Source organism: Lichenibacterium ramalinae, from assembly GCF_004137085.1.
In the GTDB taxonomy this organism is placed as follows: domain Bacteria; phylum Pseudomonadota; class Alphaproteobacteria; order Rhizobiales; family Beijerinckiaceae; genus Lichenihabitans; species Lichenihabitans ramalinae.
Window position 1 is genome coordinate 118422 of sequence record NZ_QYBC01000008.1, and the last position, 19324, is coordinate 137745.

Consider the following 19324-nt stretch of genomic DNA (forward strand, 5'->3'; position numbering starts at 1 on the left):
ACGCGGGGAGGGGCCGGGCGACCATAGAGTCGCCGGGATCTCAGGACCATAAGGCATTCGCCGCGCCCCGCGCCTCCGCGCGGGCGGCCCGGCCCGCGCGGTTGTTCGATGTCAAACTCCGAGGTGTCCGCGCTGCCGTCCCCCGCCGCCACGCCCGCCGCCGTTCGCGCCCTGGCGCTGCGCCCCCGCTTGGCCTTCGGGATGGTGGTCCTGATGGCGGCCGCGCTCGCCATGAGCATCTCGCCGAGCCTCGTTCGCCTCGCCGACGTCGGTTCCTTCGCCAGCGCCTTCTGGCGCGTCGCCCTGGCGCTGCCGCTGCTGTGGGCGTGGATGCGCCACGACGAGGCCAAGGCCGGGGCCGCCGCCCGGCGGGTCTCCTTCGCCCGGCCCACGGTGCTGGCGGGGCTGGTCTTCGCCGGGGACCTGATGTTCTGGCACATGTCCGTGATGCGGACGACGGTGGCCAACGCCACGTTCTTCGCCACCTGCGCGCCGATCTGGGTCGTGCTGTTCGGCTGGCTGCTGCTCGGGCATCGCGTCGGCCGGCCGGTGCTGGTCGGGCTCGGGTTCTGCGTCGCCGGCGGCGCCGCGCTGGTGGCGCAGAGCTTCGCCTTCGACCCCGCCCATGCGCCGGGCGACGGCCTCGCCATCGTCACCGGCGTGTTCTTCGGCCTGTATTTCCTCGCCGTCGCGGCGGCCCGCGACCACGCCGGCGCGGCGCGCGTCACCTTCGAGCTCAGCCTCGTGGCAAGCGGCGTGCTGCTCGTCCTCGCCCTGGCGCTCGAACCCCAGCTGATCCCTCGCGGCCCGGCCGGTTGGGGCGTGCTGCTGACCCTCGCCGTGGTGAGCCACGCGGGCGGGCAGGGGCTGCTGTCGGTCGCGCTCGGCCTCCTGCCGGCCTCCTTCTCGTCGCTGGTGATCTTTCTCGAAGCCGTGGCGGCCGCCGGCGTCGCCTGGGCGGTGCTGGGCGAGGCGGTCAGCCCCGTGCAGGCGCTCGGCGGCCTCGCCATCCTGGCCGGCATCTGGATCGCGCGCCCGCGGTCCGCCGCCCCGTCGCCGGCCGGGGCTCCGGTCCCGGCCGCCCCCCTGACCTCGTGAGATCCCGATCCGCCATGCGCCTTCCGATCGTCTCCGCCGCAGTCTTTGGGGCCGTCCTGGGTGCCGCGTTGGCCCTGTCGGCGCCGGCCCGCGCCGATTTCCGCGTCTGCAACAACACGGCGAGTCGCGTGTCGCTCGCCATGGCCCACACGGACGGCGCCGCCTGGGTGTCGGAAGGCTGGTGGAACCTCAAGGCCAGCACCTGCGAGACGCTGCTGCGGGGCGCGCTGGCGGCCGAGTTCTATTACGTCTACGGCATCGACGAGAGCGGCGGCGAGTGGAAGGGCAAGGCCTTCATGTGCACGCGCGACCGCGAGTTCCGCATCGACGGCCGCCAGGACTGCTTCGTGCGGGGCTTCGACCGCACGGGTTTCCTCGAGATCGACACCGGCAAGGACGCCAAGGACTGGACCGTGCAGCTGACCGATCCCGGAAAGCCGGGCGCCCCGCCGACGACGCCCGCCGCGGCCGCCACCACGGCGCCGGCGACGCCCGCTCTTGCCGGAGTTCCGGCCCCGACGACGCCGGCGCCGGCCGCCGCGCCCTGAGGGCACGGCGGGGAACGCTGGCCCTACCGGGATTCACATCGGACGGACCCCTGCGAGGGCCCGTCCGCACCGGAGCGCCGCCGCCCGCGGCGGCGGTTCCGGGACCTGGCCCGTCGCTCCGCGGCGCGCCCGACCCGACATTCTTGGGGGGATAAGCATGAGACGAATGCGCCGCGTGAAGATCCTGGCGACGCTGGGGCCGGCCTCTCAGGACCCCGCCGTCCTGGCGCGGCTGTTCGAGGCCGGCGTGGACGTGTTCCGCATCAACATGAGCCATGCCAGCCACGACGGCATGCGCGAGCGCGTGCGGGCCATCCGGGCGCTGGAAACGCAGTACGGCCGCCCGGTGGGCGTCCTGGTCGACCTCCAGGGTCCCAAGCTGCGCGTCGGCCAGTTCGCCGACACGGGCGTCGAACTGGTGAAGGGCGACACGTTCACGCTCGACGCCGACCCCACGCCGGGCGACGCGCGCCGCGTGCACCTGCCCCATCCCGAGATCCTGCGCGCCTTGCGCCCCGGCCACGTCATGCTGATCGACGACGGCAAGGTGAAGCTCCGCGTCGTCGAAGCCGCGCCCGACAGGGCGCTGGCGGTGGTCGAGGTCCCGGGCCGGATCTCGAACCGCAAGGGCGTCAGCCTGCCCGACACCGAGATCCCGGTCTCGGCCATGACGCCCAAGGACCGCTCGGACCTCGACGCGGCCTTGAACGAGGGTGTCGACTGGATCGCGGTGTCGTTCGTGCAACGCGCCGACGACGTCGCCGAGGTGAAGAAGATCGCCCGCGGCCGCGCCCTGGTGCTGGCCAAGATCGAAAAGCCCCAGGCGATCGCCCGGCTCGACGAGATCATCGAGATGTCGGACGCCCTCATGGTGGCGCGCGGCGATCTCGGCGTCGAGATGCCGCTCGAAAGGGTGCCGGGGCTGCAGAAGCGCATCTGCCGCATGGCGCGCCGCCTCGGCAAGCCCGTCGTGGTGGCGACCCAGATGCTGGAATCGATGATCACGTCGCCGGTGCCGACGCGCGCCGAGGTGTCGGACGTGGCCCAGGCCGTGTTCGAGGGCGCCGATGCCGTGATGCTGTCGGCCGAATCGGCCTCGGGCCAGTTCCCGGTCGAGGCCGTGGCCACGATGAACCGCATCGCCGAGGAGGTCGAGCGCGACCCGCTCTACGCCGGCATCATCGCGGCGCAGCGCGCCGAGCCCGAGCGGACCGGCGCAGACGCCATCGCGCATGCGGCCCGGGACATCGCCGAAACGCTGGACCTCAAGGCGGTGGTGGCCTGGACGGCGTCCGGGTCGACGGGCCTGCGCATCGCCCGCGAACGGCCGACCGTGCCGGTACTGGCGCTGACGCCTCACCGCGAGGCGGCCCGCCGTCTCTGCCTCGCCTGGGGGCTGCACCCCGTCGTGACCGAGGACGCCCGCAACGGCGACGACATGGCGAACCGCGCCTGCCGCACGGCCCTCGACGAGGGCTTCGCCAAGACGGGCGAGCGCGTGATCGTGATCGCGGGCTTCCCCTTCGGCTCGCCCGGCGCCACCAACAACATCCGCATCGCCTTCGTGGGGCAGGGCGACTGACACCGCCCGAGGGCAAGGCTGGAGCGCGTCGCCGTCGGCGCTCCAGCCTAGGACGAAGGCTCCGCCACCTCGCCGTCGACACGCCGCGGCGCCGAAGCGCGGACCTGCCGGGCGGCTTCAGTTAAGCCGAGCTACCGACGACAAGTCGACAGCCTCGCGCGCCTCGAGACCGCCGTTCGAATGGACCGGCACCGCCTGCTCGAAGGGGGAAGCGCGCGGGTCGCCGTCACACCACCACGGTGGCGGACTTGGGCTCGCCCCTGGCCTCGAGGGCGGCGATGCGCCGGCGCAGTTCCTCGTTCTCCTCCCGCGCCAAAGCCGCCATGTCGCGGACGGCCTCGAATTCTTCGCGCGTCACGACGTTCATGCCGCTGAGGATGCGCTCGACCTGGGTCCGGACGGCGGTCTCGGCCTCGCGCTTGACACCGTTGGCGACGCCCGCCGCGTTGGTCATGAGGCTGGCGAAGTCGTCGAAGATGCGGCCGCGGGTCTGGGGCATGCTGTGTCCTCCTCGTCCTGAGATCAGGAGGACGACATGGCTCCGCTCGCGCTCCCCCGCAAGGTGGGGCGGGTCATTCGTCCTCGCCGAAGCGGTTGGCGACGAGGGCGGCCAAGGCTTCCACCACGGCGGTGGCTTCGCGGCCCGTGGCCGACACCGTGATGGAGGTGCCGCGGCCGGCCCCGAGCGTCAGGATCCCCATGATCGACTGGCCGCCGACGGTTTCGCCGCCGCGCGTCACCGTAACGTCGGCGTCGTAGTTCTCGACGCACTGCACGAACTTGGCCGTCGCGCGCGCGTGGAGGCCCTTGCGGTTGACGATGGCAAGGTCGCGCGTCACGGCCGCTCCCGCCGCCCCGCCCGTGATCGCCGGCCCGCCATCCTCCATCGGCTCACTTCCCGTTCAGCACGCGGCTGGCGATGTTGATGTACTTGCGCCCGGCTTCCTGGGCCTGCGTCACGGCGACTTCCAGGCTCGACACGTCGCGCACGGAGGCCAGCTTGATCAGCATCGGCAGGTTAATCCCCGCCACGACCTCGACCTTCGTGCGGTCCATCACCGAGATGGCGAGGTTCGAGGGCGTGCCGCCGAACATGTCCGTCAGCAGCACGACGCCGTGGCCCGAATCGACGCTCGCCACGGCGGCGACGATGTCCTGCCGCCGTTGCTCCATATCGTCCTCGGGACCGATCGTGATGGTCTCGATGGCCCGTTGCGGCCCCACGACGTGCTCGAGCGCGGCGCGGAACTCCGTCGCAAGGTGGCCGTGTGTCACGAGCACCATACCGATCATTGCAAGCTACCGCTCATGCCTTCGCCGGAAAGATGCCTGCCCGACCGTTCAGCCGCGGCGCTATCTTGTGCATCGCGGCAGGCTTGGCAAGCGAAATGCGGGCACCATCACGCCTGACCGCAGGATGCCGCGAGAACACTTAAGATAAGAACCACCGCGTCGGGCGTCGATGCCTCGGCGGCGACGGCGAGGCGGGGCAGGACGACGCGGGAGATCTCGCAGCGCCGCGCGTCCGGCTGCGGCAGCCGTTCCGGCCAGCCCGCCACGAGGTCGACCACCAGAACCAGCGCGCAGGCGGGCTCGTGCGCGACGGGCAGGATGCCGAACCCGCGTCGCTCGGCGAGTCCCGCCAGGGCCGGGTGGGGGCGGGCCACCAGTCGGTCGCCGTGGCGGGATACCAGGGCCCGGTCGTCGGCCACGAGGCTGGCGAAGGTCCCGTCCCGCCGCGCCGCATCCACCAGCGCCAGGGCGAGCCGGGTCTTGCCGGCCCCCGACCCGCCGCGGATCAGCAGCCCGGCCTCGCCCACCACCAGGGCGACGGCGTGGAGGTTCAGGGCGCCGACGACGGCATCCGGTCCGCCGCTCACCCGCCCTGCCGCATGCGGGGAAGCCAGACGGTGAAGCGCGCGCCGAGGACGCGGGGCTCGTCGGCCGCCTCCTCGGCGCCATCGCCGGGGCTGTCCTCGCCCGACACCGCGGCCTCCTCCGGCCGGTCGCCGGGGGCCACGCGGTTGACGGCCCAGATGCGGCCGCCGTGCGCCTCGATGATCTGGCGCGAGATCGACAGGCCGAGCCCGGAATTCTGCCCGAAGCCCTGGTTGGGCCGGTCCGTGTAGAAGCGCTCGAAGATGCGCTCGAAGGCGTGGGCTGGGATGCCCGGGCCGTCGTCGTCGACCACGATCGCGACGCCGTCCTCCCCGTCGTCCTCGTCGAGCCGCGCCGGCCGCACCGCCACCCGCACGGTCCCGTCCTCCTCCGAGAAGGACCGGGCGTTGTCGATGAGGTTGTTGACCACCTGCCCGAGACGCGAATCGTGCCCCAGCACGCGATAGCCCGGGCCGTCCTGTCCCGGCGCGGGCAGGGCGACGCTGAAGGCGAAGCGTACGCCGTCGTCCCGCTCGACCTCGTTGGCCACGGTCACCACGGTGCGGACCAGGGCGGCGACGTCGAGGCCCGCCGTGCGGTTGCGGGCGAGTTCGGCATCGAGGCGCGACGCGTCAGAGATGTCGCTGATCAGCCGGTCGAGCCGGCGGATGTCGTGCTGGATGATGGCGGTGAGGCGCCCGCGCGATTCTTCCGACTTGATGCGCGGCAGCGTTTCCACGGCGGAGCGCAGCGACGTCAGCGGGTTCTTGAGCTCGTGCGCCACGTCGGCGGCGAAGCTTTCCGTCGCTTCCATGCGGGAGTAGAGCGCCTTCGTCATGTCGCGCAGCGCCCGCGACAGGTGGCCGATCTCGTCGGCCCGGGCGGTGAAGTCCGGGATCTCTTCGCGCGAATCGACCCCGCGTCGCACCCGTTCGGCGGCCTCGGCGAGGCGGCGGATGGGCCCGGCGATGGTGCCGGCGAGGAAGAGCGACAGGACGAACATCACCCCGGCGGCGACCAGGAACACCCGGAACAGGGCCCAACGGTCGGACGCGATGATCTTGTCGATGTCGCCCGGCTGGGTCGACAGCAGCAGGGCGCCCCGCGTCACCCTGTCGGTGCGCACCGGCACCGCCATGGATACGATGGTCTGGCCCTTGGCGTTGACCCGCACGATCCACCGCGTCTGCCCCTTTAGCGCGTCGGCGACCTCGGGCAGCTCGCCCTCGCCGATGTTGCGGCTGTCGTCGACCGCCGGGGCGACGGGCTTGGCGAAGCGCCGCCTGACGGCGCTCCAGGTCCGTTCGAACACCGAGAGCTCGCCGGCCGCCGGCTGGTTGCGACCGCGGCGCTCGGCACCGGTGGGCAGGGCCATGTCGCGGGTGTCCACCACGCGCACGCCGGCACTGTCGTAGATGCGGGCACGCGTGCCGGTCGGCGACACCAGGCGCTTCAACACGGGACCGATGCGGCTCGGGTCGATGGAAAATTCGAAGGCCGAGGGGTCCTCGTCGGCGGGGGGCGGCGCGGCGGCGCGGCCCGGCGAAGCGGGGCTCGGCGTGGCCTGCAGCAGCTTCTCGGGATCCACCGTGAGGGAAGTGTCGTCGGCGCTGGCCGAAGCCCCGATGGCGGCCGCGATGATCTCGCCCTGGGTCTGCAGGCTCTGTACCCGGGCGTCGATCAGCCCTTCGCGGAACTGGTTGATGTAGAGGAACAGCACCAGCAGGGCGACGAGACCGCCGAGGTTCAGCACGACGATGCGGCGGGTGAGCGAGGACGAGATCCGCACCGAAACGCTGCGCAGGGCCATGCGCAGGCGGAGGCCGATCGAGCGGCGGATGCGGCGCGGGCGGCTGCGGCCCGGCGGGCGGCCGCCGATGCGGCCCTGGCCGGCCGCGCGACGGAGGGGCGAGGCCGTCATGTTCGGGTGATCCTCGTGCTGGGCGTCAGGCCGGTGCTCCCGGAGGTCCTGCGGGACGCGCGGCTCAGCTTCGGGCTCGGGCGGGTCTCCGGCCCACCGGCCCGTCCGGTGCCGGGTGGCGTCACGCTTCCTTGAAGCGGTAGCCGACGCCATAGAGGGTCTCGATCATCTCGAAGTCGTCGTCCACGACCTTGAACTTCTTGCGCAGCCGCTTGATGTGGCTGTCGATGGTGCGGTCGTCCACGTAGACCTGATCGTCGTAGGCGGCGTCCATGAGGGCGTTGCGGCTCTTCACGACGCCCGGCCGCGTCGCGAGCGCCTGCAGGATGAGGAACTCCGTGACGGTCAGCACCACCTGCTCGTTCTTCCACGTGCAGGTGTGGCGCTCGGGGTCCATCTTGAGGTTGCCGCGCTCCAGCAGCTTGGCTTCGGATTCCTTCTGGGCCGCCGCCTCCTTGGGGTTGGCGCGGCGCAGAATCGCCTTGACCCGCTCCACGAGCAGCCGCTGCGAGAAGGGTTTGCGGATAAAATCGTCGGCGCCCATCTTGAGGCCGAACAGCTCGTCGATCTCCTCGTCCTTCGAGGTCAGGAAGATGACGGGCAGGTCCGATTTCTGGCGCAGGCGCCGCAGCAGCTCCATCCCGTCCATGCGCGGCATCTTGATGTCGAAGATGGCGAGGTCGGGCGGGTTGGTCTTGAGGCCGTCGAGCGCCGTGGCCCCGTCGGTGTAGGTCTGCACCCGGTAGCCTTCCGCTTCGAGCGTGAGGGACACGGAGGTGAGGATGTTGCGATCGTCGTCGACGAGGGCGATGGCCGGCATGATGTTCTTCCGGGACAGCTGAAACGAACGCGCCGACCGGTCCGGGGCCGAAGCAGGGTGCCGCGAGGCGGCAGGTGACTTGCGAGCCATACTAGGCCGAAATGTGACGTGACGCGAGCTTTCTCGTTGACAGTAGCGTGCAGGCCGCAGGTGGATCGGCCTGTTTTGCACGCGCGATGCCACCGATCCGTTCACCCCCGGTGCAGGAGGAGGCAACCAGACTGACCTTCGTCGATTAGGAAATGACAATGCCTGCAACCTCGGGGGAACCTCGCTTGAAGCGTCTCATGATTTCGATCGCCGCCGTTTCGGCGATGCTGTCCACAACGGGCGAAAGCTTCGCCCAGCTCCGCGACCCGGGCGACGCGCCAGCCGGAGCGATCATCGGCGGCGTCGTGGGCGGCGTCCTGCTGGGCCCGGAACTGAGGCGCGAACGCCGCATCGAGATGCTGCGCCGCGAGCGCTGGCACCGCCTGCATCCCTTCCGTCCCTATCCGGGCGGCCCCGGGCCGGGGTTCGGGCCGGGACCGGGCTTCGACGGACCCGGTCCGGGCGGTCCCGGTTTCGCCGGGCCGCGCGGCGCTGGTGGCTTCGGCGAAGGGCGTCCGGGCGGCGAGGGCCAGCGCCTGCAGGGGCAGGGCGGCGAAGGCCAGCGCCAGCAGCAGGGCCAGGGCGAAGGCCAGCGTCAGCAGCAGGGTCAGGGCGAAGGCCAGCGTCAGCGCATGCAGGGCCAAGGCGGCCAGCAGGGCCAGGGCGAAGGCCAGCAGCGCCAGCGCATGCAGGGGCAAGGGCAGGGCCAAGGCCAAGGCGAGGGCCAGCAGCGCCAGCGCATGCAAGGCCAGGGACAAGGGCAGAGCCAGGGACAAGGCCAGGCTCCGGGCGGCCAGCAAGGTCAGCGCCGGCCGCAGGGTCAGCGGCCGGGCGAGCCCTATCCGGGCGCCGATGCCGGTGGGGTTCCGGCCAATGCCATGGGGACCGGGCGCCAGCCCTGACGCCATGATCGGCCCCGTCGGGCCTTGACGAAGCGACACGGCGCCCCGTCTCTTGCACCGTCCGGCCCGAGCGGCCGGTCGGGCCGGGAAGGGTCGCCGATGGACGAGACAGAGTTGGCGCGGCTGCGCGCCCGATACGCGGGCGGGACCGGCGGCGAGATCCACGATCCGGCGTTTCGCCGGGTGGCGGCCGCCCAGTTTGACGGCGACCGGCGCCTCTGGCCTTTTGCCGGGATCGCGACCCTGTGCGGCGCGCCCTATCGGCCCGAGGCGGTCGATCTGCCCGATTTCGGCGGCCTGCAGGCCGTCCTGGTCGGGGTGCCGATGGATCTCGGCGTCACCAACCGGGCCGGGTCGCGCTTCGGGCCGCGGGCCGTGCGCGCCGTCGAGCGGATCGGCCCCTACGAACACGTGCTGCGCCGCGCGCCGCTGTCCGACATCCGGGTGGCGGACATCGGCGACGTGACGATGCGGTCCCGCTTCTCGCTCGAAGACTGCCACGCCGACATCGAAGCCTTTTTCTCGCGGCTGGTGCGGGCCGGCGTCGTGCCGCTGGCCGTGGGCGGCGACCATTCCATCTCGGGCTCCATCCTCAAGGCGGTCGGCGCCGCGCGGCCGGTCGGGATGGTGCATGTCGACGCCCATTGCGACACGTCCGGCCGCTACGAAGGCTCGAAGTTCCACCACGGCGGACCCTTCCGGGAAGCCGTGCTGGCGGGCGTGCTGGATCCCCGCCGGACCATCCAGATCGGCATCCGGGGCGGGGCGGAGTATCTGTGGGAGTTCTCCTACGACAGCGGCATGACGGTGGTGCATGCCGAGGAGATGACCGGGCTCGGCGTGCCCGCCGTCGTGGCGATGGCCCGCCGCGTCGTGGGGGACGGGCCCGTCTACGTGTCCTTCGACGTCGACAGCCTGGATCCCGGCTTCGCGCCCGGGACCGGCACGCCGGAGGTCGCCGGCCTCACCCCGCGCGAAGCGCTGGAGCTGCTGCGCGGGCTCGACGGTCTCGACATCGTGGGGGCCGATGTGGTCGAGGTCGCGCCGCAGTACGACCCCACCAGCAACACGGCCCAATGCGCCGCCCAGGTCCTGTTCACGCTGCTGAGCCTCGCGGCGCCCGCCATCGCGGCCCGATCGGTCGCCTGCTGACGGGCGGCGGGCAGGGCCCGCTCAGGGGCCGGCGAGCTTGGGTTCCGTCACGGCGAACACCATCACGGCGCGGGTGCCCGCATCGGCGTCCTCGTAGGTCACCGTCGTGTTGAGCTTGGACGCCATGGCCTTGATGATGGTGCGCCCGATGCCGCTCGATGCCGCGCCGGAGCGCACCTCGCCGCCCTCCGTCTTGCCGACGCCGTCGTCGGCGACGGTCAGGCGGTAACGGCCGTCGGGCTCGTCGGCTTCGAGCCGCACCCGCACCGGGCCGCTGCCGCCCGGGTAGGCGTATTTCAGGGCGTTGATGACGAGTTCCGTGACGATTACCCCGATGGTGACGGCGCTGTCGGCGTCGATCATCACGGCGGCGGCGGACAGCGAGAGCTGGTTGCGGGGCGACGACCCGTCGCTCGATTCGCGAAGGTCTTCGACCAGGGCCGACAGGTAGCTGTCCAGCGCCACGGCCTTCACGTCGTCGGAGGTGTAGAGCCGCCGGTGCACCTGGGCGATGGCCAGCACCCGGCGGTTCGCCTCGTTCAAGGCGTCCCGGGTCTCGGCCGAAGCCGATCCGTTGGCCTGCAGGTGCAGGAAGGCCGCTACCAGCTGCAGGCTGTTGCCGACACGGTGGTTGACCTCGCGCATCAGCACCTGCCGTTCCGCCGCCAGGGCTTCGAACCGGTCGCGGGCTTCGACGATCGCGCGGTCGGCCGCCTCCTTCTCGCGGCGCAGGACGACACCGGCGACCGCCGAGCGGACCGCCGCTTCGAGCAGCTCGACGAACTCGCCCCCGACGTCCTTCACGACGTAATCGGTCGCGCCGGCCTTCAAGGCCGAGACCGCGATGCGGCTCTCGCTCGTGCCGGTGACGAAGATGACGGGGGGCGGGTCGGGCAGCGCCCGGATCGCGTCGAGGACGTCGAGCCCGTCCCGGCCCGGCATGTAGTGGTCGAGGGCCACGGCGTCGAAGCCGCCCGCGGCGAGGCGGACGAGGCCGGCGTCGCCGTCCTGCGCGGTCTCGACCCGGTGGCCGAGCCGGCCGAGCTGGCGCTGCACGAAGCGGCCGAGCGCCGGGTCGTCGTCGATGTAGAGGAGGCTGTGGCCCGTCGCGGAGCCGGAGACGGCCGGACCGGTCAAGGGTCCCGCGGCGACGTCGGGGGGAGGCTGCGTCTGGGCGGCGCCCGCCGCATCGGGTCCGCTCACGGTCAGACTTGCTCGGGCATCTGGATCACGGACAGGAACAGCCCCAGTTGGCGGATCGCTTCGGCGAAGTTGTGATAGATGAGCGGCTTTGTGATGTAAACGTTGCAACCGAGATCGTAACAGCGCTCGATCTCGGCCTTGTCGTCGGTCGTGGTCAGCACGATGACGGGCGCGCGGCGGAAGCGCTCGTCGGCCTTGACGCGGCGCAGGATGTCGACGCCGCTCATGTCCGGCAGGTTGAGGTCGAGCAGGATCATGAAGGGTTGGTGATCGGCGCGGGTCACGCCGTCCCCGCCGAACAGGAAGTCGATGGCGCTGGTGCCGTCGCGCAGGTGCAGTATTTCGTTGGTGACGCCGGCCCGGCGGATGTTCTTCTCGATCAGGCGGGCGTGGCCGTCGTCGTCTTCGATCATCAGGATCGAGACGGCCTGGGTGAGCGCCATCATGCTGCGGCTCCGTAGGGCTCCAGGGGCAAGGTCACCGTGAAGGTGCTGCCCTGTCCGGGTGTCGAGGCGAGATGTATGGTGCCGCCGAGCTGGCGCACCAGCGTCTTCACATGCGCGAGGCCGATGCCGTCGCCCGGCCGGTCCTGCGGCCCGGACCGGCGGAACAGTTCGAAGACGCGCGCGTGGTCCCGGTCGTCGATGCCGCGGCCGTTGTCGGCGACGCGGAAGGTGGCGCGCCCGTTCGCCACCTCGGCCGTCACCGCCACGGTGCCGGGCACGCCGGGACGCAGGTATTTCACGGCGTTGTCGACGAGGTTCGAGAACACCTGCTCGGCCGCGATGCGGTCGATGGCGAGGCGCGGCATGGGCCCGACCGCCACGGTGGCGCCGGCCGACTGCGCCCGGTGGGCCACGCCGTCGGCGATGGAGCGCATCATCGCTTCCATGTCGACGCTTTCGGGCGCGAAGACGCGCGTGCCCTGCCGCGCCAGCAGCAGGATGGCCTTGATGAGCCGGTCCATCTTGTCGATCGAGGACTTGATAAAGCCGATGGCCTCGTCGAAGTCCTCCCGCACCGTCTCGGGGAGGGCCGACGAATCGGGGAAGATCGTGTCCCGCAGGCGCTGCAGCTCGGAGGTGAAACCCATGATGTTGACGAGCGGGGCCCGCAGGTCGTGGCTCACGATATAGGCGAAGCGCTGGATCTCGGCGTTGCTGTCCTGGAGATCGGCGGTCCGCTCGGCGACGCGCTGCTCCAGCCGCCCGTTGGCGGCGGCGAGGGCGGCGCGGGCCCGGTAGACCTCGCGGTTGGCCTGGGCTTCGACCCGGCCCTGCCGGCGCACCAGGGCCATGAAGCCGACCAGGGCCGCGGTGGCGGCGACCGGGAACGGCAGGAACAGCCAGAGCCAGGACAGCCAGGCGGTGCCCACCGCGGCCTCGCTGTAGGAGACCGTGACGACGAGGGGCAGGTCGCCGACGCGCTGGTAGAAGCCCACGCGGCCGGGCGTCGGCTCGTAGCGGCCGGCCATGGGCTCGGCGGTCGCCATGGCCTGCATGGCGGACATGGAGGTCGGCGTTCCGGCCGGCGCCTCGGGGAGCCGCACGAGGATGCGGCCGTCGTCGACCCGCACCAGCGCGACATGGGCGTCGTTCGGCAGGGACAGCCGGCGCCAGTAGGTGCCGAAATAGTCGAGGTCCGCCGTGGCCGCCGCCATGCCGCGGAAGTGCCCGTCGGCATCGCCGAGGCGGCGGGCGATGAGGAACGACGGCTTGCCGGTGACCCGGCCGACGATCGGGTCCCCGATCACGAGGCCGGTCGCGCCGTCCCGAGCCGCCGCGAAGGCCGGGCGGTCGCCCAGGTCGACGCCGGGCGCCGGGAACGCCATGGTGGCGAGGCGCAGGCGGCCCGCGGCATCGGCGAAGAGCAGGTCGCGGATGTAGGGCAGGGCCTCGGAGGTCGTGCGCATCTCGGCCCAGAGCGCGCGCGACCCTGCGGCCTCGTCCCAGGGCAGGTCGCCGAGCGACAGGCTCGCGGTGCGCAGGGCGAGGTCCGCCACCTCGAACAGGCGCGATGCATGGTCGGCCAGTGAGAAGGCCGCGCCCTGGGCCACGGTGCGGGCCTCGCGGAAGGCGATGTCGCGCTCGCGATGGACGATGAACCCCGACGTGACGACGATGAGGGCGAAGCCGCAGGCGCCCATGGCCAGCGTGATGCGGTTCACCGAGGAGCGGGGCCAGCGGACCAGGCGAGGCCGGGCGGTGCGTTCCAACATGGCGTCTCGGCTGAATATGGCGGGCTGACGGGGCAAGTGGCGGGGCCTTGAGACGGGCCTTGGGGACGGGCCGTCCCCTTACCAGCTTTCGCCGTCCGGCCAAAACATGCCGGCTTCCCCGCCTGTACCGCAATCTGCGGCGTCTTGACAGGGCCAGGCACGGGCATTAGGTCAGGGCCGCGCTTGGCACTCTCCTCGGGGGAGTGCTAACAGCCGCGCCAGGATCAGGTTCTGCGGATGGCGCGCCGTATAGCACGGCGGCCTCAACTCACGAACAGGAACGCTTCCATGAATTTCCGTCCCCTGCACGACCGCGTGGTCGTCAAGCGCCTCGAAGGCGAAGAGAAGACCAAGGGCGGCATCATCATCCCGGACACCGCCAAGGAGAAGCCCCAGGAAGGCGAGATCATCGCCGTGGGCCCCGGCGGACGCGACGAGAGCGGCAAGCTGACGCCCCTCGACGTGAAGGCCGGCGACAAGGTGCTGTTCGGCAAGTGGTCGGGCACCGAGGTCAAGATCGATGGCCAGGATCTCCTCATCATGAAGGAGAGCGACATCATGGGCGTGGTGGGCTGAGCCGACGCTGCTGAGGCCGCGCGCGGCGCTTTCGCCCGCACGGCCCGCCAGGTCCGCCTTCCACGTTCCCCTCTCACATCCAGGAGTTCAGTCACATGGCTGCCAAGGACGTACGTTTCTCCTCCGACGCCCGCAACAAGATGCTGCGCGGCGTGGATATCCTCGCCGACGCCGTGAAGGTGACGCTCGGCCCCAAGGGCCGCAACGTCGTGATCGACAAGAGCTTCGGCGCGCCCCGCATCACCAAGGACGGCGTCACCGTCGCCAAGGAGATCGAGCTCGAGGACAAGTTCGAGAACATGGGCGCCCAGATGGTGCGCGAAGTGGCCTCGAAGACCAACGACAAGGCCGGTGACGGCACCACCACGGCGACCGTGCTGGCCCAGGCCATCGTCCGCGAGGGCGCCAAGTACGTCGCGGCCGGCATCAACCCGATGGACCTGAAGCGTGGCGTCGACCTCGCCGTCGAAGCCGCCATCAAGGACATCAAGGCCCGCGCCAAGAAGATCGCCTCCTCCGACGAAGTCGCCCAGGTCGGCACCATCTCGGCCAACGGCGACAAGTCGATCGGCGAGATGATCGCCCAGGCGATGCAGAAGGTCGGCAACGAGGGCGTCATCACGGTCGAGGAAGCCAAGACCTCCGAGACCGAGCTCGACGTCGTCGAGGGCATGCAGTTCGACCGCGGCTACCTCAGCCCCTACTTCATCACCAACGCCGAGAAGATGGTCGCCGAGCTCGACGACCCCTACATCCTGATCCACGAGAAGAAGCTGTCCTCGCTCCAGGCGATGCTGCCGGTCCTCGAGGCGGTGGTGCAGACCGGCAAGCCGCTGGTGATCGTGGCCGAGGACGTCGAGGGCGAGGCGCTCGCCACGCTCGTCGTCAACAAGCTGCGCGGCGGCCTCAAGGTCGCGGCCGTCAAGGCCCCAGGCTTCGGCGACCGCCGCAAGGCCATGCTCGAGGACATCGCGATCCTCACCCAGGGCCAGATGATCTCCGAGGAGCTCGGCATCAAGCTCGAGTCCGTGACGCTCCAGATGCTGGGCCGCGCCAAGCGCATCCGCATCGACAAGGAGAACACCACGGTCATCGACGGCGCCGGCAAGAAGGAAGACATCGACGCCCGCATCGCCCAGATCAAGGCGCAGATCGAGGAGACCACCTCGGACTACGACCGTGAGAAGCTCCAGGAGCGCCTGGCCAAGCTCGCGGGCGGCGTCGCGGTGATCCGCGTCGGCGGCTCGACCGAGGTCGAAGTCAAGGAGAAGAAGGACCGCGTCGACGACGCCCTCAACGCGACCCGCGCGGCCGTGGAAGAAGGCATCGTGCCCGGCGGCGGCACCGCCCTCCTGCGGGCCAAGAAGGCCGTCCTGGCGCTCAAGAGCGACGTGGCCGACGTCCAGTCGGGCATCAACCTCGTCGCCAAGGCCCTCGAAGCCCCGATCCGTCAGATCGTCGAGAACGCCGGCGTCGAAGGCTCGATCGTGGTCGGCAAGATCGGCGAGAACAGCTCCGAGACCTACGGCTTCAACGCCCAGACGGAGCAGTATGTCGACATGATCCAGGCCGGCATCGTCGACCCCGCCAAGGTCGTCCGCACCGCCCTGCAGGACGCCGCCTCCGTGGCCGGCCTCCTCATCACGACCGAGGCGATGGTCGCCGAAGTGCCGAAGGACAAGTCCGCCTCCATGCCGATGGGCGGTGGCGGCGGCGGCGGCATGGGCGGCATGGACTTCTAAGACGTCCTATCCGCTCGGAGGTCCGAGCCGCCGGGCGTGTGTCGGCCACTCACCGACACACGCCAGGTCTTGAAGGCCAGCCCCGTCATGGGCTCCGGCGCCACACCCTCGGGAGCGATCCCGGGGGTGTCGTCGTTCGCGGCACCACCCGGCCTTCGGACCGGCGCGGCGGCATGGGGGCGCGGGGACGGACCCCGACATGACGAAGCCCTCCCCGGTGACCGGAGAGGGCTGCAGGCCGAAGCCGTGACGGTGTGGTTATGGAGCTGGCGGGAAGCCGGGTGCGGCCGCGCCGCGGCTCAGTTGCGTTCCCACATCATGATGCTGCCGAGATCGCCCATGGCGTGCCACTCGGGGCGGCCGACGTCGCCGGTGGATTCGATGGCCATCAGGTTGGCGATGGCGGTGCGGGCGCGGTTGACGCGGCTCTTCAGGGTGCCGAGGGCGCAGCCGCAGATCTGGGCCGCCTCCTCGTAGGCGAAACCCGAGCCGCCGACCAGGATCAGCGCTTCGCGCTGTTCGGGTGGCAGCTTGGCGAGGGCGCTACGCAGGTCCTGCAGGTCCATGTGGCCGTTCTGTTCCGGCACCGAGACGAGGCGAGCCGCCATCGTGCCCTCGGCATCCTCGACCTCGCGGCGGCGCTTGCGGTATTCGGAATAGAAGACGTTGCGCAGGATCGTGAAGAGCCACGCCGACATGCTGGTGCCGTGCGTGAAGGAGTTCTGGTTGATCCAGGCCTTCATCAGCGTCTCCTGCACGAGATCGTCGGCACGGTCGCCATTGCCGCAGAGCGAGAAGGCGAAGGCGCGCAGGCTGGGAATGGTGCCCAGCATCTCGTCCTTCAGCCGCTTTGCGGCCGCCTCGCCGGACAACGCCTCGGTTTCGCCGGTCTGGGCCTCTCCGGTAGGCGTGCTCATGACGGTCTTCCCTGATGACGCTGGAACGCCGCCCCGAAACGCTCGCGAGACGGAAGGCAGGCCGGAGATGCGATGACGCGTCCCGATGGCTGCCCGGAGTCGGGGAGGCGGCGGGGCGCCTTCACCGCGCCCGATATTGGATCGTTCAGAGGCGAAATCAACCCATCACGACCGGGTCGGCGCGAGCTTGCCCGTCAAAATCGGGGCCGCGGTCGGCTGGCCCGTCGGGGAACCGCCGGAGGCCTCCATCGTCACCGCATAGGTGGCACCGGCCAGGACCGCAGGGTCGTAGCCCGTCAGCGTTTCCGCCGCGCCGGCGCGAGCCGCCACGACGCCGAGCGAGCGCGGCGCGCCGAGTGCGGGATCGATGATCCAGAGTTCATAGGCCCGGCCCGCGGGCGCCGAGGCCAGCAACGGCGTCACGGTCAGGCGCCGCGCCGCGAGGTCGATGTCCAGCACCATCGTGGGCGCACCCGGCTCCCGCTGCAGCACGGCGGTGAACCGCGCCGACCCTGGGGTGACGGGACGGACCTCGCGCAGCGCCACCCAGCCGAGGAGCGAGGCCGCCAGAAGCCCGAGCCCGCCGGCCGCCGCCTGCCAGCGGCGCAGGCGACGGCGCAGCACGGCGGCGGCATCGACGACGCGGGACTGTGCCGCGCCGGCGCCGGCATCCGGCCCGAAGAGGCGCGCCATCACGGCGTCGCGGACTGCCGCGGGAGGGGCGAGGTCGGGGATGGCCGCCGTCAGGGGGGCGAGCCGGTCTTCCCAAACCGCCACGGCCGCCGCCAGGCTCGCGTCGCCCTCGAGGCGCGCCGCGACCGACGCGCGCTCGTCCGCATCGAGCGTCCCGAGGACGTATTCGGCGGCGAGCAGGTCCCTGTCGTCGGGGTCGGTCATTGGCGCAAACAGAGTCTCAGCTGGAGCAGGCTGCGGTGCAGCCAGGTCTTGATGGTCGGGACGGGGCGGCCGTAGCGCCGGGACAGGTCTTCCCGGCTGCAGCCCCGGTAGTAGGCGAGGAGCACGGCCTCGCGCTTCTCGGCGTCGAGCCGGTCGAGGCAGGCCATCAAGGCCCGCAGCCGCTCGTTGCCCACCATGGCGTCGAGGGCATTGGCCTCCTCCGACGCCACGTCGAACCCCTCCGGCAGGGTCGAGACCGGGGCGGCTTTGGCACGGCGGAGGTCGTCGAGCGCCCGGTTCCGGGCGACGGCCGCCATCCAGGCGATCGGCGATCCCTTGGCCGGGTCGAAATCTCCGGCGCGCTCCCAGATTCGCGCGTAGACGTCCTGCAGCGCCTCGTCCGCCAGGCTGCGGCGCACCAGGATGCCGACGACGACGCCGTAGAGCTTGGCGCTCGTGACCCGATAAAGGTCCTCGAAGGCGTCTCGATCGCGTGCCGCGACCCGCCGCATCAGATCGACGAGGTCACGCCTCTGTTCCAACATCGAGCGTCCATCCCGGCCCTGGCGCTCCGCGGCGAGCGGGACGACGGTCAAGCCGGACGCAACGCTAATGGCCGGCCTCCTGGCTGCCAAGCCCGACACCGCCCGCGATCCACACATGATGAGGGCCCGAGCCGCCGATCTCTCCGCCCGACGCCGCGTCCAGAGGCCTCATCCGGCGTTCCGCATGGCCCGCAGGGCCGCGACGGCGAGGCCCAGCCAGCCCGCCATCAGGCACAGTCCGCCCGTCGGGGCGGCCAGCGGCAGCGGGCGCCAGGCGGCGAGGCCCGCCAGTGCGAGTTCGCCACCGAAGAGCGTCGCCCCGAGCGTGAGCAGGCCCAGCACGGCGACGAGGAGGCTCGACGTGCGGCCGAGGGCGACAGCCATCCCGCTGGCGGCCACGACGGCCGCGGCGTGGAGAAGCAGGAACTCGGACGCGGTCCTGGCGAGGTCGTTGCCGCCGCCATGGGCGGCCGCCGCCCCGATCCCGACGCCCGCCGCCCCCATCAGCCCGGCCGCCGCGACGAAGGCCAGGGGCCACCGGAGGCGTGCCTTCGGGGCCGGGGAGACCGCGGTCGATTCGGTGGGCGCGGGGCGGTCGAGCATCGGATCTCCGATCAGCTGGCCGGCAGCAGCACCTTGTCGATGACGTGCACGACGCCGTTCGACTGCATCACGTCGCCGGTCGTGACATTGGCCACGTCACCCTTGGCGTCGGTCACCGTCAAGCCCTTGCCCTTCTTCATGACCGTGAGGGTCTCGCCTTCGACGGTCTTCAGTTCGGCCTTGCCGCCGCCGTCCTTGACCTGGTTCAGCAGGTCGGCCGCCGTCAGCGTGCCGGGGACGACGTGGTAGGTCAGGATCGCCTTCAGCTTGTCGACGTTCTCGGGCTTGAGCAGGGTGGCGACGGTGCCCTTGGGCAGCTTGGCGAAGGCGGCGTTGACCGGCGCGAAGACCGTGAAGGGGCCGGGGCTGGCCAGCGTGTCGACGAGGCCCGCGGCCTTCACGGCGGCCACCAGGGTCGTGAGGTTCTTGGCGGCGCTGGCGTTCACCGCGATCGGCTTGTCGGCATACATCGGGGCGCCGCCGACCTTCGGGTTGGCGAAGGCGGTCGCGGGGACGACCGCGAGCGACAGGGCGACGGCGAAGCCTGCGAGGACGTGGCGCTTCCCATGGACGTTGGACATGTCGTTCTCCGAGATGGTTTGGACCCCTGTCTGGCGGGGGACGGTGCAGTT

At 71.2% G+C, this 19324-nt stretch carries 21 protein-coding genes; 6 read left to right on the forward strand and 15 right to left on the reverse strand.

From position 1 onward, the window contains the following. Positions 1 to 108 precede the first annotated feature (108 nt). The 3 genes from D3272_RS11145 (at position 109) to pyk (ending at position 3228) form a co-directional block, all read left to right on the forward strand. A complete protein-coding gene (locus tag D3272_RS11145) occupies positions 109 to 1098 on the forward strand; it encodes a DMT family transporter (RefSeq protein ID WP_129219244.1) in 990 nt (329 codons plus the stop codon). A 14-nt stretch (positions 1099 to 1112) separates the two neighbouring features. After that, entirely contained in the window at positions 1113 to 1646 is a 534-nt protein-coding gene (locus D3272_RS11150; protein WP_129219245.1) for a DUF1036 domain-containing protein, read from the forward strand. 157 nt (positions 1647 to 1803) lie between these two features. Next, complete coding sequence (gene pyk, locus D3272_RS11155; RefSeq protein ID WP_129219246.1) at positions 1804 to 3228, forward strand: pyruvate kinase; 1425 nt, start codon at positions 1804 to 1806, stop codon at positions 3226 to 3228. 226 nt (positions 3229 to 3454) lie between these two features. On the opposite strand, the gene D3272_RS11160 is transcribed toward pyk, so the two are convergent. The 7 genes from D3272_RS11160 to D3272_RS11190 form a co-directional block, all read right to left on the reverse strand. Continuing rightward, positions 3455 to 3727 (reverse strand): accessory factor UbiK family protein, encoded by a 273-nt coding sequence (locus D3272_RS11160; RefSeq protein WP_129219247.1) that lies wholly within the window; start codon positions 3725 to 3727, stop codon positions 3455 to 3457. A gap of 73 nt (positions 3728 to 3800) precedes the next feature. Next, entirely contained in the window at positions 3801 to 4115 is a 315-nt protein-coding gene (locus tag D3272_RS11165; RefSeq protein WP_129219248.1) for an HPr family phosphocarrier protein, read from the reverse strand. Positions 4116 to 4119: 4 nt separating this feature from the next. Then, positions 4120 to 4521, reverse strand: a complete 402-nt coding sequence (locus D3272_RS11170) for a PTS sugar transporter subunit IIA (protein WP_129219249.1) — start codon at positions 4519 to 4521, stop codon at positions 4120 to 4122. 107 nt (positions 4522 to 4628) lie between these two features. Next, complete coding sequence (locus D3272_RS11175) at positions 4629 to 5108, reverse strand: HPr kinase/phosphorylase (protein WP_245496500.1); 480 nt, start codon at positions 5106 to 5108, stop codon at positions 4629 to 4631. After that, entirely contained in the window at positions 5105 to 7027 is a 1923-nt protein-coding gene (locus tag D3272_RS11180) for a stimulus-sensing domain-containing protein (RefSeq protein WP_129219250.1), read from the reverse strand. The genes D3272_RS11175 and D3272_RS11180 overlap by 4 nt, the downstream gene beginning before the upstream one ends. A gap of 121 nt (positions 7028 to 7148) precedes the next feature. After that, a complete protein-coding gene (locus D3272_RS11185) occupies positions 7149 to 7847 on the reverse strand; it encodes a response regulator transcription factor (RefSeq protein WP_129219251.1) in 699 nt (232 codons plus the stop codon). 191 nt (positions 7848 to 8038) lie between these two features. Beyond that, positions 8039 to 8845, reverse strand: coding sequence for a hypothetical protein (locus D3272_RS11190; RefSeq protein WP_129219252.1), 807 nt, complete (start codon positions 8843 to 8845; stop codon positions 8039 to 8041). Positions 8846 to 8938: 93 nt separating this feature from the next. On the opposite strand from D3272_RS11190, the gene speB reads away from it, so the two are divergent. Beyond that, positions 8939 to 9991 carry an agmatinase gene (gene speB, locus D3272_RS11195; RefSeq protein WP_129219253.1) on the forward strand — a complete coding sequence of 351 codons (1053 nt, stop codon included), beginning with the start codon at positions 8939 to 8941 and terminating at the stop codon, positions 9989 to 9991. 21 nt (positions 9992 to 10012) lie between these two features. Here the strand turns inward: speB and D3272_RS11200 are convergent, their stop codons facing one another. Genes D3272_RS11200 through D3272_RS11210 form a run of 3 tightly spaced genes read right to left on the reverse strand, consistent with a single transcriptional unit; the run spans position 10013 to position 13412 of the window. Then, positions 10013 to 11194 (reverse strand): sensor histidine kinase, encoded by a 1182-nt coding sequence (locus D3272_RS11200; RefSeq protein WP_281010823.1) that lies wholly within the window; start codon positions 11192 to 11194, stop codon positions 10013 to 10015. 2 nt (positions 11195 to 11196) lie between these two features. Beyond that, a complete protein-coding gene (locus tag D3272_RS11205; RefSeq protein ID WP_129219350.1) occupies positions 11197 to 11637 on the reverse strand; it encodes a response regulator in 441 nt (146 codons plus the stop codon). Next, a complete protein-coding gene (locus D3272_RS11210) occupies positions 11637 to 13412 on the reverse strand; it encodes a sensor histidine kinase (RefSeq protein ID WP_129219254.1) in 1776 nt (591 codons plus the stop codon). Before D3272_RS11210 ends, D3272_RS11205 begins: the two co-directional genes overlap by 1 nt. Before the next feature lie 288 nt (positions 13413 to 13700). On the opposite strand from D3272_RS11210, the gene groES reads away from it, so the two are divergent. Next, on the forward strand, positions 13701 to 13988 hold the full coding sequence (gene groES / locus D3272_RS11215; RefSeq protein ID WP_129219255.1) for a co-chaperone GroES: 288 nt from the start codon (positions 13701 to 13703) through the stop codon (positions 13986 to 13988). A gap of 95 nt (positions 13989 to 14083) precedes the next feature. Beyond that, positions 14084 to 15730: a chaperonin GroEL gene (gene groL, locus D3272_RS11220; RefSeq protein WP_129219256.1), complete on the forward strand. Its 1647-nt coding sequence runs from the start codon at positions 14084 to 14086 to the stop codon at positions 15728 to 15730. A 299-nt stretch (positions 15731 to 16029) separates the two neighbouring features. Here the strand turns inward: groL and D3272_RS11225 are convergent, their stop codons facing one another. From D3272_RS11225 to D3272_RS11245, 5 genes are all read right to left on the reverse strand, one after another. Next, positions 16030 to 16647, reverse strand: a complete 618-nt coding sequence (locus D3272_RS11225) for a sigma-70 family RNA polymerase sigma factor (protein WP_129219257.1) — start codon at positions 16645 to 16647, stop codon at positions 16030 to 16032. Between the two features lie 165 nt (positions 16648 to 16812). Next, positions 16813 to 17544, reverse strand: a complete 732-nt coding sequence (locus D3272_RS11230; RefSeq protein WP_129219258.1) for an anti-sigma factor — start codon at positions 17542 to 17544, stop codon at positions 16813 to 16815. Continuing rightward, positions 17541 to 18089 (reverse strand): sigma-70 family RNA polymerase sigma factor, encoded by a 549-nt coding sequence (locus tag D3272_RS11235; protein WP_129219259.1) that lies wholly within the window; start codon positions 18087 to 18089, stop codon positions 17541 to 17543. Before D3272_RS11235 ends, D3272_RS11230 begins: the two co-directional genes overlap by 4 nt. Before the next feature lie 168 nt (positions 18090 to 18257). Next, the gene (locus D3272_RS11240; protein ID WP_129219260.1) at positions 18258 to 18692 is read right to left on the reverse strand and encodes a DUF423 domain-containing protein; all 435 of its coding nucleotides are present in this window, start codon (positions 18690 to 18692) and stop codon (positions 18258 to 18260) included. An 11-nt stretch (positions 18693 to 18703) separates the two neighbouring features. Then, positions 18704 to 19273 carry a fasciclin domain-containing protein gene (locus D3272_RS11245; RefSeq protein WP_129219261.1) on the reverse strand — a complete coding sequence of 190 codons (570 nt, stop codon included), beginning with the start codon at positions 19271 to 19273 and terminating at the stop codon, positions 18704 to 18706. Positions 19274 to 19324: the final 51 nt, after the last annotated feature.

Excerpts from the sequence above, each read along its gene's own strand:
- D3272_RS11230 (WP_129219258.1), bottom strand. The coding sequence starts at position 17,544 with ATGACCGACCCCGACGACAGGGACCTGCTCGCCGCCGAATACGTCCTC.
- D3272_RS11210 (WP_129219254.1), bottom strand. The coding sequence starts at position 13,412 with ATGTTGGAACGCACCGCCCGGCCTCGCCTGGTCCGCTGGCCCCGCTCC.
- D3272_RS11245 (WP_129219261.1), bottom strand. The coding sequence starts at position 19,273 with ATGTCCAACGTCCATGGGAAGCGCCACGTCCTCGCAGGCTTCGCCGTC.
- D3272_RS11150 (WP_129219245.1), top strand. The coding sequence starts at position 1,113 with ATGCGCCTTCCGATCGTCTCCGCCGCAGTCTTTGGGGCCGTCCTGGGT.
- D3272_RS11185 (WP_129219251.1), bottom strand. The coding sequence starts at position 7,847 with ATGCCGGCCATCGCCCTCGTCGACGACGATCGCAACATCCTCACCTCC.
- groL (WP_129219256.1), top strand. The coding sequence starts at position 14,084 with ATGGCTGCCAAGGACGTACGTTTCTCCTCCGACGCCCGCAACAAGATG.
- speB (WP_129219253.1), top strand. The coding sequence starts at position 8,939 with ATGGACGAGACAGAGTTGGCGCGGCTGCGCGCCCGATACGCGGGCGGG.
- D3272_RS11170 (WP_129219249.1), bottom strand. The coding sequence starts at position 4,521 with ATGATCGGTATGGTGCTCGTGACACACGGCCACCTTGCGACGGAGTTC.
- D3272_RS11190 (WP_129219252.1), bottom strand. The coding sequence starts at position 8,845 with ATGGCGTCAGGGCTGGCGCCCGGTCCCCATGGCATTGGCCGGAACCCC.
- D3272_RS11235 (WP_129219259.1), bottom strand. The coding sequence starts at position 18,089 with ATGTTGGAACAGAGGCGTGACCTCGTCGATCTGATGCGGCGGGTCGCG.
- D3272_RS11165 (WP_129219248.1), bottom strand. The coding sequence starts at position 4,115 with ATGGAGGATGGCGGGCCGGCGATCACGGGCGGGGCGGCGGGAGCGGCC.
- D3272_RS11205 (WP_129219350.1), bottom strand. The coding sequence starts at position 11,637 with ATGGCGCTCACCCAGGCCGTCTCGATCCTGATGATCGAAGACGACGAC.
- D3272_RS11180 (WP_129219250.1), bottom strand. The coding sequence starts at position 7,027 with ATGACGGCCTCGCCCCTCCGTCGCGCGGCCGGCCAGGGCCGCATCGGC.
- pyk (WP_129219246.1), top strand. The coding sequence starts at position 1,804 with ATGAGACGAATGCGCCGCGTGAAGATCCTGGCGACGCTGGGGCCGGCC.
- groES (WP_129219255.1), top strand. The coding sequence starts at position 13,701 with ATGAATTTCCGTCCCCTGCACGACCGCGTGGTCGTCAAGCGCCTCGAA.
- D3272_RS11240 (WP_129219260.1), bottom strand. The coding sequence starts at position 18,692 with ATGCTCGACCGCCCCGCGCCCACCGAATCGACCGCGGTCTCCCCGGCC.
- D3272_RS11225 (WP_129219257.1), bottom strand. The coding sequence starts at position 16,647 with ATGAGCACGCCTACCGGAGAGGCCCAGACCGGCGAAACCGAGGCGTTG.
- D3272_RS11160 (WP_129219247.1), bottom strand. The coding sequence starts at position 3,727 with ATGCCCCAGACCCGCGGCCGCATCTTCGACGACTTCGCCAGCCTCATG.
- D3272_RS11145 (WP_129219244.1), top strand. The coding sequence starts at position 109 with ATGTCAAACTCCGAGGTGTCCGCGCTGCCGTCCCCCGCCGCCACGCCC.